Here is a 16,074-nt window from a genome sequence, read left to right as displayed (position 1 = left end):
CACGACCCGATGAAAAAAGGAGACTTGCGAGTCTCCTTTTTTGTGCCCGGGTTTTATTGCGCTGTGCGCCGTTCCTGTCCTTGGCTAAACTGCCTGATCTCTAGCCAAAAAGCCGCCCACCATGCTTCGTCTATTGTTCTGGATCGTATTGATTGCCGCCGCGATATGGCTGTGGCGCAAGTTCAAGGGCGCCTCTTCCGCGCCCAACTCGCCCCGCGAGCAGGATGCCCCGCCGATGGTTCGCTGCGCCCATTGCGGCGTACACCTGCCGCGGGACCGGGCGCTGGCGCTCGAGCAACAATGGTATTGCAGCCAGGCTCATCTCGAGCAAGGCCCGGGTACTCGTGATCGCTGAGGCCGAACGCCCCCGCGTCAAACAGGCGCAGCGCCTGCTGCGTCTTTATCACCTGTACCGCCTCAGCATCGGCATCACGCTGGTGCTGTTGATCTCCAGCAACATGGACAACCGCCTCCTGGAGTTCGCCAACGACGATCTGCTGCGCAGCGGCAGCTGGTTGTACCTGATCCTGAACATCCTGTTGGTGGTATTCCTCGAAAACACCCGCCACCCCGCCCGACTGTTTGGCCTGGCACTGACCGACGTCTCGCTGTTGTCTTGGTTGTTCTTCGTCGCAGGCGGTGCTCCCAGTGCCATTGGTAACCTGATCATTGTCTCGGTGGCGATCGGCAATACTTTGCTGCGAGGCCGGATCGGCCTGTTACTCGCTGCCGTGGCCACCCTCGGCATCGTCGGCTCGACCTTGGTGCTCGGCCTCAGTGATTCGAGCCGGCCCAGCAGTTATCTGCAGGCGGGCACCCTGGGCGCCTTGTGCTTTGCCGCTGCCTTGCTGGTGCAACGCCTGACCCGACGACTGGAAGCCAGCGAAACCCTTGCCGAGCAACGGGCCAGCGAAGTGCTCAGCCTCGAAGCGCTCAACGCACTGATCTTGCAACGCATGCGCACCGGCATCCTGGTCCTGGACCGCCAACGCAAGGTACAACTGGCCAACGAAAGCGCCTTGAACCTGCTGGGTATGCATGACCTGATCGGCCAGCGGATCGATGACTCATCAAGCGCCTTGGTCGAACGGCTGCAATTGTGGCTGAACAACCCCAGCCTGCGACCGCAGAGCCTGACCATCAGCGGCAGCGGCCTGACGTTGCAGCCCAGCTTCATCGCCCTGGGATCACAAGACCAGCAACAGATCCTGGTATTCCTCGAAGACCTGGCCCAGGTGGCCCAACACGCCCAGCAACTGAAGCTGGCTTCCCTCGGGCGCCTGACCGCCGGTATCGCCCATGAAATCCGCAATCCACTGGGGGCAATCAGCCACGCCGCACAATTGCTGCGTGAATCCGAGGAACTGAACGACGCGGACCGGCGTCTGACGCAGATTATTCAAGATCACTCCCAACGTATGAACCGCGTCATCGAGAATGTCCTGCAACTGTCCCGCCGCCAGCAAACCGCGCCGCAACGCCTGGATCTACGCGCCTGGCTGGAGCAATTCGTCCAACAAGCCCGGGAAAGCGCGGCGCCACACCAACAGTTGCACCTGCACATCGCCCCGGGCGACTACATCACCTTGATGGACCCCGACCAATTGGCGCAAGTGCTGGACAACCTGCTACGCAACGCCTGGCGCCACAGCGCGATGGCCCATGAACGGGCCGAAGCCTGGCTGGAGCTGTTCATCGATCCGCACAGCCAATTGGCGGCACTGGACATCCGCGACAACGGTCCCGGCGTGACGCCCGACCAGCAGGCGCACTTGTTCGAACCTTTCTTCACCACCAGCCACCAGGGCACCGGCCTTGGGCTCTATCTGTCCCGTGAGCTGTGCGAAAGCAACCAGGCCCGCCTAGACTTCAAACCACGCCAAGGCGGCGGCTGCTTTCGCATCACCTTTGCTCACGGACGGAAACAGATTTGAATACACGCTCACGGCAACGAATCCTGATCGTCGATGACGAGCCGGACATCCGCGAACTCCTGGAAATGACCCTGGGACGGATGAAACTCGACACCCGCAGCGCCAAGAACCTGGCCGAGGCGCAATCGACGCTGGCGGGCGAAGCCTTCGACCTGTGCCTGACCGACATGCGCCTGCCCGATGGCACCGGCCTGGAGCTGGTCAAACACATCCAGCAATGTTATCCCCAACTGCCCGTGGCGATGATCACCGCCTACGGCAGCCTGGAAGTCGCCATCGATGCCCTCAAGGCCGGCGCCTTCGATTTCCTGACCAAGCCCGTCGACCTGGCCCGCCTGCGCGAACTCATCGGCAGCGCCCTGCGCCTGTCACCGGGCACCACGCCCACCGCGACCGTAGAGCGCTGCCTGCTGGGCGACTCGCCACCGATGCGCAGCGTGCGCAACCACATCGAAAAACTGGCCCGCAGCCAGGCACCGGTATATATCAGTGGTGAGTCGGGATGCGGCAAGGAACTGGTCGCCCGCCTGATCCACGAACAAGGCCCGCGGGCCAGCCAGCACTTCGTGCCGGTCAACTGCGGGGCGATTCCCACGGAGCTGATGGAAAGCGAGTTTTTTGGCCACCGCAAAGGCAGTTTTACCGGCGCCATCGAAGACAAACCCGGACTGTTCCAGGCCGCCCACGGCGGAACGCTATTTCTCGACGAAGTGGCGGACCTGCCGCTGACGATGCAGGTCAAGCTCTTGCGGGCCATCCAGGAAAAAGCCGTGCGCGCCGTTGGGGGGCAGCAGGAAGAAATAGTGGACGTACGTATTCTCTGCGCCACCCATAAAGACCTGGACGCCGAAGTCGCCGCCGGGCGCTTTCGCCAGGATCTGTATTACCGACTGAACGTCATCGAGCTGCGCGTCCCGCCCCTGCGCGAACGCCGTGAAGACATCGAACCACTGGCCAACCACATGCTCCAGCGCCTCGCCGCCGGCACCGGCAATCCTGCGGCGACGCTGCATCCACAGGCGCTCGAGGCCCTGCGCAACTATCGCTTTCCGGGCAACGTGCGAGAACTGGAGAACATGCTCGAACGAGCCTATACCCTTTGCGAACACCATCAGATCGAGGCTGACGACTTGCGGCTTGCCGAAAGCAACGCTGCTGGTGACCTGGCGAATCCCGATCTGGTGCGGGTCGATAACCTGGAAGACTATCTGGAAGATGTCGAGCGCAAGGTTATCCTCCAGGCGCTTGAGGAAACCCGCTGGAATCGCACGGCGGCGGCACAACGATTGAAGTTGTCGTTTCGGTCGATGCGATATCGGTTGAAGAAGTTGGGGTTGGATTGAGTACGAGTTCATCCAGCTCAGCCAGAGCCATACAAATCTTTGTGGCGAGGGGATTTATCCCCTCGCCACGGAACAATCCTTCTACCCGACGATTTCTTTAGCCCACCGGTACCTGCTCGTCCAGCACTCGATTGGCGAGCAATTCACCCCAGTTCAATCAGTTGCTGTACGCCCAGGGCGATTTGTCGTCGTGAGCCTTCAAGGTCGAAGGCCAGGTCGCTGATGGTGGCGTTGGCTGAGGCCAGGGTTTCGCTGAGGTTGGTGAGGAGGGATTCGGTGTCAATGCCGGCCGCGACGGTGTACAGCGGGTCACTTTTTTCAGACGCCAAAAAAGTAACCCGCTGTAAGAGCGGAACCCTAAGCAGCCGTTACCGCAGCAATGGATATGTACACGAATTACAACCGCCCAGAAGGTAAATAAGGCACAGGATCAACCACCGGCTGCCGCCCCAACATCAGATCCACAAACAACCGACACGAAGCCGGTGCCAGCACCAACCCATTGCGATAATGCCCACAGTTCAACCACAAACCCTCGAACCCCGGCACGACGCCGATATAGGGAATCCCCTCCGGCGACCCCGGCCGCAACCCGGCCCAATGCCCCACCACCTCGGCATCGGCAAGCTCAGGAATAAGCGCCTCCGCCGAAGCCTTCAGGCTCTCCAACGCCGCGTCGGTAGGCGTCTTGTCAAAGCCCTCCCGCTCCAGCGTACTGCCAACCAAAATGTGCCCGTCACGACGCGGAATCGCGTATCGGCCCTTGGCCAGGACCATGCTCGATAGAAAATCCGACGCGCACTTGTAGAGAATCATCTGGCCCTTGACCGGCTCGACCGGCAACTTCAAGCCCAAGGTCTTGAGCAACTCGCCACTCCAGGCACCGGCGGCCAACACCACCTCATCGCCACGAATTTCACCAGCAGAACTGTGCACGCCCACCACACGTCCACCGTCGCGAATGAATCCACTGACTTCGCAGTGCTCATGAAGCGTGACATCGGGCAGCGCCAGCAAGGCTGCCTTGAGCGACTTCACCAATCGCGGATTACGCACATTAGCCACGTCCGCCATGTAAATCGCCCGGGAAAATCCCGAACCGAGCACCGGCACCGCGTCGTGGACCTCGGAGATATCCACAGCCCGCAGCGGACGCCCTTCCCGCTCGGCCCAGGCCAGCGCTTCGTCCTGGTCGTCGAGGTCCAGCCAATACAGGCCGGTGACATGCACCTGCGGATCAATTCCGGTAGCGACAAACAAGCGCTCGCCCAGCTGTGGATAAAAATCCTGCGACCAATGGGCCAGCGCAGTGACCGCCGGGCTATAACGCCACGGGTACAACGGCGAAACGATACCGCCACCGGCCCAGGATGACTCCTGGCCAACGCCGGAACGGTCCAGCAGGACGACGCGCTGCCCTTCGGAGGCGAGATTGAATGCGGTCAGCAGGCCAATGACTCCGCCGCCAACGATCACCACTTGCTGTTGCTTGGTCATGTTCTGTTTCGGCTCACAAGACAGAGGGCGCGAGACAGCGCCCGGAAAAAGAAAAACTCAGCGGCCCCAGCAATCCTTGGCGGTCACGTCGGCGGCGGAGTTGACTATGTCCCGCTTGCCGGTGTTGTTGATCGTGAAATCACCGCATTTGTCCGTCGCCATGGACGACCCGCTCTTGCGCAAGGCTGTAAGAGTAAAGGCCTGGTCCGTCAGCGTCGTCGGGGTAATGGTGTAGAAATCATTGCCGGTGCTCAGGCCGGTCGCGTTGGTGTAGACGTTGTTCTTCGAGTAATGACGCTCGAGGATCTGCGCCTGCTCCGACAACAGCGAGGCGATCTCCGTACGCCGGGCCTTTTTCATGTACTCGGTCAGGCTCGGATAGCCGATGGTGATCACGATACCGATGATCGCAATGACGATCATGATTTCGATCAAGGTGAAACCACGGTTGGATCTGTGCATGCCTTGCCTCTCACTGTATTTGTCGCCACATGATGCGGCGGCTGCCGCCGACGGCTTTGCCCAGCAGGTCGGTGATACCGCCGCCGGAATCGTTCACGATCATGTTAGTGGCCCCGTTGGCACTGACGACGGCGCTCAGGGTCGGGATACCGCCCGTGAACACCACCCCCGCGGAAATCGTGTCGAGGCTGTTGAGCGAACCGTCGTTGTTGGTATCGAGTACCGCATAGTTGAGCATCTTACCGTTGAACGCATCCACTTCGATCAGTTTGCCGGTACCAAAGCTGGCGCAAGGGTCGGTGGTGTCCACGGCGGCGGTGGTAAAGACAACGCGTCCAAGCACCAGGTTGGCCGGGTTGATCACCCGCTCACCGGTCAACGCGTTGTTATATATCAGAGGCAGATACCAGCCCTTTTGGGTGGGATAAGCGACGTTGTTCTGGCTGGTGGTGACAAATTGCCCGGTGGTACCGGAAAAGATACTGGTGATCGACTGGGCCTGCAGGTTCGCGACGGTCATCTGCCCCGTGCCGCCGGCAGCGTCCCAGATCGAATAGAACCCCTGCAAATCCTTGTTTAGCTTGTCCACGGACTCATTGAACTTACCCGTGCCGAAAAACACCTGGATGCCTCCCTGAGGGTTCTCCGCCAGCAGGGGTTGTGCGGTGATCGGTTGCGTTGCGCCACCGGGCGCGGTGAATAACGGCTGGCCGGCAAATGCCAGGCCCCAGGTATTCGGAGAAGTACCACTGAGGTCGAATTTCCACATCCGTCCTCTCAAGTCACCACCGTAGGCGGCCTGCACCACGTTCTGCGAGTTGACCCGAAGCTTGACCGAGGACAGGCCGTTATTGGTTTCGCTGCTGTTGACGACGATTTTCCGGATCAGCGAACCGTCGCGAATGTCCACCACGTACAGCGCCGCCACACCGGTATTGCTACCGTAACCATTGGAAATGAAAGCGGCCCAGCGGCCATCCGCCAGCCGTGCCACTTCAGGGCGCGCGTAGGCGTAGCCCAGGTCATTGAATGCGTTGGCCGTGTTGGCAACGGTCGGCGCGCTGATCTCCCACAACGCCCGTATCGCGTTGCCCGCCGATGCATCGAACAGCTGCACCGCATAGAAAGCCCGGCCACCCGCGCCGGTTCCCCCCAGGGCAAGGGTTTTCCAGACGCTGCCCAGTTGCGCATCAAAGACGCCGACCTGCCCGTCCACCAGGAACTTATGGCTCACGCCGTTGATGTAGCTGGGATCAGCGATGAACTGCAATGAGGGCAGGACGCTCGATGGCATATAAGCGTAACGCCGGGTTCCGTTCGTACTGTTGATGACACTGAAGAAACCGTCGTTGGCGTTCACCACCAGGCTGGCGTTCATGTTCGCGGCCTTGGTCGTCAGGTAGGTGCTGTAGCTGGTGTCGTTCACCAGGTCCGAAGCGGTCTGGTCGTTGGGTGAAGCCAGCACCAGCGGAGAGTTGATGATGTCCCCGAGCAAGACACTGCGCACCTTCAGCCCGGTCCTGTTGACACCCTTGCTCCACTCCACCAGGTCGTTGCCGGTGACACCCGTTGGCAGGCCTTGGCTCAAACTGGCCTGCTGGGCCGGCGAGAAGTTGCCGTAGGCCAGGGTTACCGGCACGTTGGTCGCGGTGTTCCAGGACTGATAGATCGGCGCCGTTGCGCCGGGCACGATGGCGGTATCGGTGGTCCATTGCGCCGCCGCCGTGTTGACCGTTCCCGTGGAGTTGAAGCCGAACGCTCTTATGGTGCCGCGCCAATCCTTGGGATCATAGGTGGTCTGGTAGAAACTCGAAGTGCTGGTAAGCGTGGCGCCATTGCTGGTGCCGCCGCCTCCAGAACCGGCCTTGGAGGTGATGTCGCTGAGGGCCGATGACAGCGCCGAGCTCAGGCCCTCGCTGTTGGTGGCCGGATAATATTTGCCCGCGCCATAACGAGCGGCGTCGGAGAGCATCTGGTTGGTAACGGCAAATCCTACGGTGTAGGTATTGAGATATTGCCGGCCAAATTCGGCCCCATCCCAACTTTTCCCCGTGACGTCGGTACCGGTGGAGCGCATGTCGATGTCGAAGGCGAACTTGGCGATGTCATCCAGGTAAAGCGTGTCGCCCTCCGCATTGCCGAGCGGATCGGCTCCGTCGTTGCTGCTGATACCGTCCCAATTAGGCAGGCGGGATCCGCCCTGTGGGTCATTGGTCGGAAACGTTCGGTCATAAGTGGGCAGGCCGTCAGTGATCACGACACCGAAGTTCTTCTGGCATCGATACTGGATCGGGCTGGTGTAGGTGCTGGGGGTGCCGTTGTAATACGGCGCCATGCCACGGAAATAGCGAGTGACTTCGTAGTAACTTTCGGCCAATGGGGTGTTTGCCACGGCGCCCAGGCCGTTGATGGCATTGATCAGGGCGCTGTAGTTGCTGTTGGCCTGGGTCTGGGTGACGCTGCCACTCACTGGCGATAGATCGCTGATGGCCCGGGCAATATAGCCACCCGGGCCCGAATTGCTGCTGTTGGGCGGGTTGAAGGTGGCCAGGCCGATGCGCAGGGCGCGGTTGTTGGCGACCAGGTCGGTCGAGACATCCCGCGCGACGTTGATTCGGTAGTCGTTGGGAATCGTGCCCGTGGTGAAGTCCCGGCTGGAGCCGTTGGCCAGGGTCACCAGATAGGCCAGGTACCGGGCAGTATAACGGGTGTTACCGCCACCCACGGGATCCGGCAGCCGCAGACAGATCCGCCCGATACCGGATCGATAGAAGCCGTGCCAACCAGACGAGCAGCCGCCCCGTAAAAGCCCCACCAACAGGATGTTCGAATCGTCCAGGTCCAACTCATATCTGTCGTTGCAACTGCTACTGGAGTTACACGCGAACGTGCGCGTCTGCGTCGCCGCCGGGTCAAACCCCGCCGCCCAGATAATATTGTTCATACTCCCCGAATCGTCGATCAGCAGCATCACGTTGGGCGTCACCGCCGCCGCGCTCAACAATGGTGATTCAGAAGGCGTGAAGCCGTACGCCGGAGCCGTCAGGTAGAGGCTGAGCAACACTCCCCACAACCAGCCCCGCAGCGCCCTAATATTTCGCATAGATGCTCTCCACCACGCTGCGCTGGTTATTGCCCACTACAGCCACCGCGGTGATCCGGTACAGCGTCGCCGAGGTATTGATCGGCACGTTGACTGCCGTAACCGTCGTGCCGATGTTCTGCACGCCATAAAACCCGCCCGCGGCAGCCACCCAGAGCACGCCCGACGACGAGTTGCGCCCCGCCGCGTTCACCGTCGCAGATTCGGCCGGTGGGGCACATTGGGCCGTGGTGGTGCAGACCGGCAATGAATACGTCTCGACCTGCACCGCGCTCTCCCCCACTCTCAGCGCTGCCTCGGCCAACTGGAACGACTGGTTGCGCTGCATGACGCTGCTGGTCATTTTTTCCTGGAGCGTGGCGCTCTGCATCGACGACAGGCCGATCAGCGTCAGCAGCAGCAAAAAGACCAGGCTGACCAGCAACGCCATACCGCGCTGGCGATGCTTGAGGCTTGTCGAGTTCATCGATTGCCTCCTCATAGCAGCCGGTTGCGCAAGGCGGCGACCACGTTGAAGGTCTGGTCGCGCACGCTGTTCTTTGGATCGAACAGCGTCAGCGTCAGGCGCACGCTGCGGATCAGCGCCGGGTCGGTAGGGTTGGCACTGTAGCTGCTGGCGGCGATGTCCGTTGCGCTGCCGGCCACGCCAAACATCACGTCGAACGCCCGCACGTTGTCCACCAGCACCGCCATGGTCGGGTTACCTCGGCCACTGCCCAGGAGCAGTTGATTGTTGGTGAAGCCGTAGACCAGCCGACGGATCGGAAAGGCCAACTGCCCGCTCGCCGGGATTCGTGCGTCGGTGTAGGCGGTCGCCGTGTTACGGCAATCGGAAATGATGGTCCAGGCCGGCGTGCCGCCGCTGTTGCCGATGTCGGCCGTCACCAGGGTCAACCTGCGGTTGGCGTTGTCCCAGCGAATCGGTGTGATTTGGCTGGCGGCGAAATCGTTGTTCGAAGAGGCATCGGTAATGCTCGCCAGGCAGCCAAACATGCCCACCATGCGAATCTCCTGGACCATCTTGCTCAAGGCAAACCGTGCGTCTTCCTGCATCACCGCCGCAGCGTTCTGGCTGACATAGGTGTTCTTGGCGGAGATGAAAATCTGCACGACGCCCAACACGACGACCAGGCTGATCACCAGCGCGATCATCAATTCGATCAGGCCGAAGCCCCGGCTGCGTCTGTTCATGGCGGCGTCGCCACCGGATCGACGGCGACGCGGCTGGTCAACACGAAGCTGCGCCGTGCTTCGGCCGCATCGGTCGTGTTGGCGGCCCGGGCATCGTCCCAGGAAATGGTGATGGTGTAGACCCGCTGGTTCAGCGCGACAGTGCCGGTTGCCGTGGCGCCGCCGAAGGCGACGATGTTGGTCTTGAAGTCATACAGGTCCTGGTCCCGGGTCACGCTGAGATTGGGCGAGGTGGGCGGTGTGATGGTGTAGTCGGCGGCGGAATTGGCGCGGATGCGGTCCAGCAGGTCATAGGCGATGAAGCTGGCCTGGCTGGTCATGCGCGAGCTGTCGGTGTACTTGAGCGCGTTGAGCTGGACCATTGCCGCCCCCAGCAAGCCTACGCCCAGGATCAGCACCGCCACCAGCACCTCGATCAGCGTCATGCCCTCCTGCGCTCTTCTACTGCAACCCTTCATCCGCAACTTCCATCCAATACAATGCGTCCATTGAGGCAAACATTGAGCGTCCTGCTCTGCGCCCCCCGTACGTAACTGAAGCCCACCGGAGTGGCCGGTGCCGATAATCCGCCCAGGTTGTTGAAATCGATACCGGTCACTTCTGAGGTTAGCGTCAGAGTCACGCCGCTGCCCATCGCTGGAACAACCCGCAACACATCGGTCGGGTTGGCCGGATTGCCCGTGTTGTCGTACACGATCAATTCACCGCTCCAGGCACCGCCCTGCGTCGTCGGGCGAATGCGCGTGGTAATGCCACGATTGATCGCTTCCATTCGCGCGAAGTTCAAGGCGCGGCGCAGGTCGCCGATCTCCGTATCGGCCTTGCTGCTTTGCAGCGAACCGGTGAACGACGGCACCGCCATGGTGATCAGGATCAGCAGCACGCCAAGGGCCACCAGCAGCTCGATCAGCGTGAAACCTTTTGTACGAAGATCCATCGATGCCCTCCGTTGCCGTCGGCTATACCTGCTTCTACAACGCTAGAACAAACCACCGCCATATGTGCAACCTTTGGCGAGGGGATTTAACCCCGCTGGGCTGCTCAGCAGCCCCAATGATGTTGATTCGTTCCTGCTTGAACCCCGCGAGGCCTGGTTTGGGGGCTGCTCGCAGCCCAGCGGGGATAAAACCCCTCGCCACCAATGATTCATAAGTTTTTAGTCCGCTCCACAATCTCCAGGGAGGAGACGTCATGTACCAACAGGGCTTCAGCCTGCTCGAACTGCTTATGGGACTGGCAATTGCCGCGATTGTTCTGCCTTGGGCCGGCACAAGCTACAAAGAACTGATCGAATCCATCCAGCGCGAGGACACGGCGCAGTTGCTGCTCAGCGGATTGCGCAGCGCCCGCAGCGAAGCCATCACGCGCAACCGTCGTGTATTGATACAAGGGATAGACAACGATTGGGGCAACGGCTGGCGGATCATGCTGGACGACAAGGAGCAAACCTTGCTGATGGAGCGCACTGCACGCGCCCGGGTGATCGGCAACTCGCCGGTCAAACGCAGGGTGAGGTTCGGCAGCCAGGGCGAAGCGCTCCACTCCAATGGCTCGTTCCAGGCCGGCACGCTGCATGTGTGCGCCAAACGCGGGCCGGTCAGCCATCATCAAGTGATACTGGCGCCTTCCGGTCGCGTCCGCCTGGAAAGTATCAAGGCCGAGCAGGCCTTGTGTGCAAAAGGACTCAAAGCAGGGAGCGGACGCGCAATTCCTTCGGCATCGAGAACGTAATGTTTTCCTCACGGCCAGCCAACTCATCGGCGCCGGTTGCGCCCCAAGCCTGCAATTGCTGGATCACGCCGCGCACCAGGACTTCCGGGGCGGACGCACCGGCGGTAATGCCGATCCGCTCGACGCCGTCGAACCAACTGCGTTGCATGTCTTCGGCGCCATCGATCAGGTAGGCCGGGGTGGACATGCGCTCGGCCAGCTCGCGCAAGCGGTTGGAGTTGGAGCTGTTCGGGCTGCCGACGACCAGGACCACGTCGCACTCGTCGGCCAGTTGCTTGACCGCGTCCTGGCGATTCTGGGTGGCGTAGCAGATGTCATCCTTGCGCGGTCCGCCAATGGCCGGGAAGCGCGAACGCAAGGCGTCGATGACCCGGCTGGTGTCGTCCATGGACAGGGTGGTCTGGGTGACGAAGGCAAGCTTTTCCGGGTTGCGCACCTGCAGTGCCGCCACGTCTTCCTCGTCCTCGACCAGGTAGATCGCGCCGCCGTTGCTTGCATCGTACTGGCCCATGGTGCCTTCGACTTCCGGGTGGCCCTCATGGCCGATCAGGATGCATTCGCGACCGTCGCGGCTGTAGCGCGCGACCTCGATGTGCACCTTGGTCACCAGCGGGCATGTGGCGTCGAACACTTTCAGGCCACGGCCAGCGGCTTCGGTACGCACCGCCTGGGACACGCCGTGGGCGCTGAAGATCACGATGACGTCATCCGGCACCTGATCCAGTTCCTCGACGAAAATGGCCCCGCGATTGCGCAGGTCCTCGACGACGAACTTGTTGTGCACCACTTCATGGCGCACGTAGATCGGCGGCCCGAAGACTTCCAGGGCGCGGTTGACGATTTCGATCGCCCGGTCCACGCCGGCGCAGAAGCCACGGGGGTTGGCGAGTTTGATTTGCATGCTGTGCCTCGTGTCTGTGGGAGCGAGCCTGCTCGCGAAGCGGTGGGTCAGTCAGCTCGACGGTGGCTGTGAGTCAGCTTTCGCGAGCAAGCTCGCTCCCACAGGTATTGTGGGGGCGATAATTGCCGTTAAACCTTAAACCGCCTTGACCTCAAGAATTTCCACTTCGAAATTCAAGGTCTTGCCCGCCAATGGATGGTTGAAGTCCACGGTCACCTGGGCGTCGTCGAAAGCCTTTACCACACCCGGCAATTCGGTATTGGCCGCGTCGTTGAAAATCACCAGCAAGCCCTCGGACAACTCCATGTCCTGGAATTGCGAGCGTGGCATGGTCTGCACGTTTTGCGGGTTGGGCTGACCAAAGGCGTTTTCCGGTGGCACGACCACGGTGCGCTTGTCGCCGGCCTTGAAACCGAAGATAGCCGCCTCGAAGCCCGGCAGCAGGTTCCCGTCGCCGACCTTGAACACCGCCGGTGCCTTGTCAAAGGTGCTGTCGACGGTGTCGCCGTTTTCCAAGTGCAGGGCGAAGTGAAGCTTCACTTCGGTGTTTTGAGCGATACGCTGCTCAGTCATGGACGGCTTCTCCGGTTTTCTTGCTCTTGAACATATCCAACGCGAGCATCACGGCGCCCACGCTGATGGCGCTGTCGGCAAAGTTGAACGCCGGGAAATACCAGCGGTTCTGCCAATGCACCAGAATGAAATCGATCACGTGCCCCAAGGCAACCCGGTCATAGAGATTGCCCAGCGCACCACCCAGGACCAAGGCCAGCGCCACGGCAAGCCAGGTTTCGTCACGCCCCAGGCGCTTGAGCCAGACCACCAGCACGGCGCTGACCACAATGGCGATCAGGGCGAACAGCCAACGCTGCCAGCCCGAACTGTCGGCCAGGAAACTGAACGCCGCGCCGGTGTTGTAGGCCAGCGTCCAGCTGAAGTAGTCGGGAATGACCACGATCTGCTGGTACATCGTCAACGCGTTCTCGAAGTAGTACTTGCTGGCCTGGTCGATGACCAGAACCAGCAAGCTCAACCAGAGCCAGCCCAACCGACCGAAACGGCCCGCTGCATTAGGCATAGTGGCGAACCTCGCCGCTGCCGCTGATGTTGTCGACGCAACGACCGCAGATTTCCGGGTGCTCCGGATTCACGCCGACGTCTTCGCGGCAATGCCAGCAACGGGCGCACTTGGTGTGGTTCGACTTGACGATCTTCAACTTCAAGCCGCTGACTTCAGTGGTCACCGCATCGGTCGGCGCCTGCACGAAAGGTGCAACGCTGGCGGTGGAGGTGATCAGCACGAAACGCAGCTCGTTGCCCAGCTTCGCCAGGTCGGCGCTCAAGGCGTCTTCGGCATAAAGGGTCACTTCGGCCTGCAGGTTTCCGCCGACGGCCTTGGCCGCCCGCTGGATCTCCATTTCCTTGTTGACCGCCGCCTTGACCGCCATTACGCGATCCCAATACGCACGGTCCAGCTCGAAGCCTTGCGGCAGTTCCGTCAGGCCTTCGTACCAGGTATTGAGCATCACCGACTCGTTGCGCTCGCCCGGCAGGTATTCCCACAGCTCATCGGCGGTGAACGCCAGGATCGGGGCGATCCAGCGCACCAGCGCTTCGCTGATGTGGAACAGCGCGGTCTGGCACGAACGGCGCGCCTTGCTGTTGGCGCCGGTGGTGTACTGGCGATCCTTGATGATGTCGAGGTAGAAACCACCGAGTTCCTGCACGCAGAAGTTGTGGATCTTGGAGTAGACGTTCCAGAAGCGGTATTCGCCGTAGTGCTCCTGCAACTCGCGTTGCAGCAGCAAAGTACGATCCACGGCCCAGCGGTCCAGGGCGAGCATGTCTTCGGCCGGCAATAGGTCGGTGGCCGGGTTGAAGCCGGTCAGGTTCGAGAGCAGGAAGCGCGCGGTGTTACGGATGCGACGGTAAGCGTCCGCGCTGCGCTGCAGGATCTGCTCGGAAACGGCCATCTCGCCGGAATAGTCGGTGGACGCCACCCACAGGCGCATGATGTCGGCGCCCAGGGTGTCGTTGACTTTCTGCGGCGCGATCACGTTGCCCAGGGACTTGGACATCTTGCGGCCGGACTCGTCGACGGTGAAGCCGTGGGTCAGCAGCTCGCGGTACGGCGCGTGGTTGTCGATGGCGCAACCGGTCAGCAAGGACGAGTGGAACCAGCCACGGTGCTGGTCCGAACCTTCCAGGTACAGGTCGGCGCGTGGGCCGCTCTCGTGGCCCATCGGGTGCGAACCGCGCAGCACGTGCCAGTGGGTGGTGCCGGAGTCGAACCAGACGTCCAGGGTGTCGCTGATCTTGTCGTACAGCGGCGCTTCGTCGCCCAGCAGCTCGGCGGCGTCGAGCTTGAACCAGGCTTCGATGCCTTCGGCTTCGACGCGCTTGGCCACGACTTCCATCAGTTCAACGGTGCGCGGGTGCAACTCGCCGCTTTCCTTGTTCAGGAAGAACGGGATCGGCACGCCCCAGTTGCGCTGGCGGGAGATGCACCAGTCCGGACGGTTGGCGATCATCGAGTGCAGGCGCGCCTGGCCCCAGGCCGGCACGAACTGGGTCTCTTCGATGGCCTTGAGGGAGCGCTGGCGCAAGGTGTCGCCGCTGGAGGGCTGCTTGTCCATGCCGATGAACCACTGCGCGGTGGCGCGGTAGATCAGCGGGGTCTTGTGGCGCCAGCAGTGCATGTAGCTGTGTTCGATGACGGTGGTGTGCAGCAGCGCGCCGACTTCGGTCAGCTTGTCGACGATGGCCGGGTTGGCTTTCCAGATGAACTGGCCGCCAAAGAACTCCAGCGACGGCACGTACACGCCATTGCTCTGCACCGGGTTGAGGATGTCGTCGTTGACCATGCCGTATTTCTTGCAGGTCACGAAGTCGTCGACGCCATAGGCCGGTGCGGAGTGAACCACGCCGGTGCCCGCACCCAGTTCTACGTAGTCGGCCAGGTACACCGGCGACAGACGGTCATAGAACGGATGGCGGAAATTGATCAGTTCCAGCGCCGAGCCCGGGGCGGTGGCGATCACCGAACCTTGGAGGTTGTAGCGGACCAGACAGGATTCGACCAGCTCTTCGGCCAGCACCAGCAGCTTGTCGCCGACGTCAACCAAGGCGTAGTTGAATTCCGGGTGGACGTTCAGCGCCTGGTTGGCCGGAATGGTCCACGGCGTGGTGGTCCAGATCACGATCGAGGCGGGCTTGGCGAGCTTGCCCAGGCCGAACGCCGCGGCGAGCTTGTCTTCATCGGCGATCGGGAACGCGACGTCGATGGTCGAGGACTTTTTGTTCTCGTACTCGACTTCCGCCTCGGCCAGGGCCGAACCGCAATCGAAGCACCAGTTCACCGGCTTGAGGCCCTTGAACACGAAGCCGCCCTCGACGATTTTCGCCAAGGCACGGATTTCGCCGGCTTCGTTCTTGAAGTCCATGGTCTTGTACGGGTTGGCGAAGTCGCCCAGCACGCCGAGGCGGATGAATTCAGACTTCTGCCCTTCGATCTGCTCGGTGGCGTAGGCACGGCACAGCTCGCGGGTCTTGTCGGCGCCCAGGTTCTTGCCGTGGGTCACTTCGACCTTGTGCTCGATCGGCAGGCCGTGGCAATCCCAGCCCGGGACATACGGCGCGTCAAAGCCCGACAGGGTCTTGGAGCGGATGATCATGTCCTTGAGAATCTTGTTCAGCGCGTGACCGATGTGGATGGTGCCGTTGGCATACGGAGGGCCGTCGTGCAGGACGAACTTCGGACGATCCTTGCCAATTTCGCGCAACTTTCCGTACAGGCCAATGCTGTCCCAACGCTGCAGAATCTGTGGTTCGCGCTGAGGCAGGCCGGCCTTCATTGGGAAGGCGGTGTCCGGAAGGTTTAGCGTGGCTTTATAGTCGGTCATTTAAGGCTCT

15 protein-coding genes and 1 pseudogene are annotated in these 16,074 nt (G+C 61.4%); 4 read left to right on the top strand and 12 right to left on the bottom strand.

Annotated features, from left to right (window positions below):
• The first annotated feature begins 121 nt into the window (after positions 1 to 121).
• The 3 genes from JZ00_RS24580 to JZ00_RS24570 are packed head-to-tail and all read left to right on the top strand — an operon-like array spanning position 122 to position 3,277.
• Positions 122 to 355: a PP0621 family protein gene (locus JZ00_RS24580; RefSeq protein WP_039593884.1), complete on the top strand. Its 234-nt coding sequence runs from the start codon at positions 122 to 124 to the stop codon at positions 353 to 355.
• Complete coding sequence (locus JZ00_RS24575) at positions 345 to 1,934, top strand: two-component system sensor histidine kinase NtrB (RefSeq protein WP_039593885.1); 1,590 nt, start codon at positions 345 to 347, stop codon at positions 1,932 to 1,934. The genes JZ00_RS24580 and JZ00_RS24575 overlap by 11 nt, the downstream gene beginning before the upstream one ends.
• A complete protein-coding gene (locus tag JZ00_RS24570; protein ID WP_039593886.1) occupies positions 1,931 to 3,277 on the top strand; it encodes a sigma-54-dependent transcriptional regulator in 1,347 nt (448 codons plus the stop codon). The genes JZ00_RS24575 and JZ00_RS24570 overlap by 4 nt, the downstream gene beginning before the upstream one ends.
• Before the next feature lie 97 nt (positions 3,278 to 3,374).
• Here JZ00_RS24570 and JZ00_RS24565 read toward each other — a convergent pair.
• The 8 genes and pseudogenes from JZ00_RS24565 to JZ00_RS24530 all read right to left on the bottom strand — a co-directional run.
• Positions 3,375 to 3,591 (bottom strand): annotated as a pseudogene (locus JZ00_RS24565) (DUF6124 family protein); the annotation flags it as partial.
• Between the two features lie 82 nt (positions 3,592 to 3,673).
• Positions 3,674 to 4,774, bottom strand: a complete 1,101-nt coding sequence (thiO, locus tag JZ00_RS24560) for a glycine oxidase ThiO (RefSeq protein ID WP_039593887.1) — start codon at positions 4,772 to 4,774, stop codon at positions 3,674 to 3,676.
• A 57-nt stretch (positions 4,775 to 4,831) separates the two neighbouring features.
• Positions 4,832 to 5,236, bottom strand: coding sequence for a type IV pilin protein (locus JZ00_RS24555; RefSeq protein WP_039593888.1), 405 nt, complete (start codon positions 5,234 to 5,236; stop codon positions 4,832 to 4,834).
• Between the two features lie 10 nt (positions 5,237 to 5,246).
• Entirely contained in the window at positions 5,247 to 8,339 is a 3,093-nt protein-coding gene (locus JZ00_RS24550; RefSeq protein ID WP_039593889.1) for a pilus assembly protein, read from the bottom strand.
• Positions 8,326 to 8,820 (bottom strand): pilus assembly PilX family protein, encoded by a 495-nt coding sequence (locus JZ00_RS24545; RefSeq protein WP_411829920.1) that lies wholly within the window; start codon positions 8,818 to 8,820, stop codon positions 8,326 to 8,328. Before JZ00_RS24545 ends, JZ00_RS24550 begins: the two co-directional genes overlap by 14 nt.
• The gene (locus JZ00_RS24540) at positions 8,817 to 9,530 is read right to left on the bottom strand and encodes a PilW family protein (RefSeq protein WP_039593891.1); all 714 of its coding nucleotides are present in this window, start codon (positions 9,528 to 9,530) and stop codon (positions 8,817 to 8,819) included. Before JZ00_RS24540 ends, JZ00_RS24545 begins: the two co-directional genes overlap by 4 nt.
• On the bottom strand, positions 9,527 to 9,988 hold the full coding sequence (pilV, locus tag JZ00_RS24535; protein WP_039593892.1) for a type IV pilus modification protein PilV: 462 nt from the start codon (positions 9,986 to 9,988) through the stop codon (positions 9,527 to 9,529). Before pilV ends, JZ00_RS24540 begins: the two co-directional genes overlap by 4 nt.
• Positions 9,985 to 10,467 (bottom strand): GspH/FimT family pseudopilin, encoded by a 483-nt coding sequence (locus JZ00_RS24530; protein ID WP_039593893.1) that lies wholly within the window; start codon positions 10,465 to 10,467, stop codon positions 9,985 to 9,987. Before JZ00_RS24530 ends, pilV begins: the two co-directional genes overlap by 4 nt.
• Positions 10,468 to 10,721: 254 nt before the next feature.
• On the opposite strand from JZ00_RS24530, the gene JZ00_RS24525 reads away from it, so the two are divergent.
• Entirely contained in the window at positions 10,722 to 11,261 is a 540-nt protein-coding gene (locus JZ00_RS24525; RefSeq protein WP_039593894.1) for a GspH/FimT family pseudopilin, read from the top strand.
• On the opposite strand, the gene ispH is transcribed toward JZ00_RS24525, so the two are convergent.
• The 4 genes from ispH to ileS all read right to left on the bottom strand — a co-directional run bounded on the left by ispH (position 11,215) and on the right by ileS (position 16,064).
• Positions 11,215 to 12,162 (bottom strand): 4-hydroxy-3-methylbut-2-enyl diphosphate reductase, encoded by a 948-nt coding sequence (gene ispH, locus JZ00_RS24520; protein WP_039593895.1) that lies wholly within the window; start codon positions 12,160 to 12,162, stop codon positions 11,215 to 11,217. The two genes, JZ00_RS24525 and ispH, sit on opposite strands and share 47 nt — an antisense overlap.
• A gap of 135 nt (positions 12,163 to 12,297) precedes the next feature.
• The gene (gene fkpB, locus JZ00_RS24515) at positions 12,298 to 12,735 is read right to left on the bottom strand and encodes an FKBP-type peptidyl-prolyl cis-trans isomerase (RefSeq protein WP_030140281.1); all 438 of its coding nucleotides are present in this window, start codon (positions 12,733 to 12,735) and stop codon (positions 12,298 to 12,300) included.
• Positions 12,728 to 13,240, bottom strand: coding sequence for a signal peptidase II (gene lspA / locus JZ00_RS24510; protein ID WP_039593896.1), 513 nt, complete (start codon positions 13,238 to 13,240; stop codon positions 12,728 to 12,730). Before lspA ends, fkpB begins: the two co-directional genes overlap by 8 nt.
• Complete coding sequence (gene ileS / locus JZ00_RS24505) at positions 13,233 to 16,064, bottom strand: isoleucine--tRNA ligase (RefSeq protein ID WP_039593897.1); 2,832 nt, start codon at positions 16,062 to 16,064, stop codon at positions 13,233 to 13,235. The genes lspA and ileS overlap by 8 nt, the downstream gene beginning before the upstream one ends.
• Between the last annotated feature and the right edge of the window lie 10 nt (positions 16,065 to 16,074).

It is taken from the genome of Pseudomonas frederiksbergensis (assembly GCF_000802155.2).
Taxonomy (GTDB): domain Bacteria; phylum Pseudomonadota; class Gammaproteobacteria; order Pseudomonadales; family Pseudomonadaceae; genus Aquipseudomonas; species Aquipseudomonas frederiksbergensis_A.
This window is presented reverse-complemented; position numbering and strand designations above follow the sequence as displayed.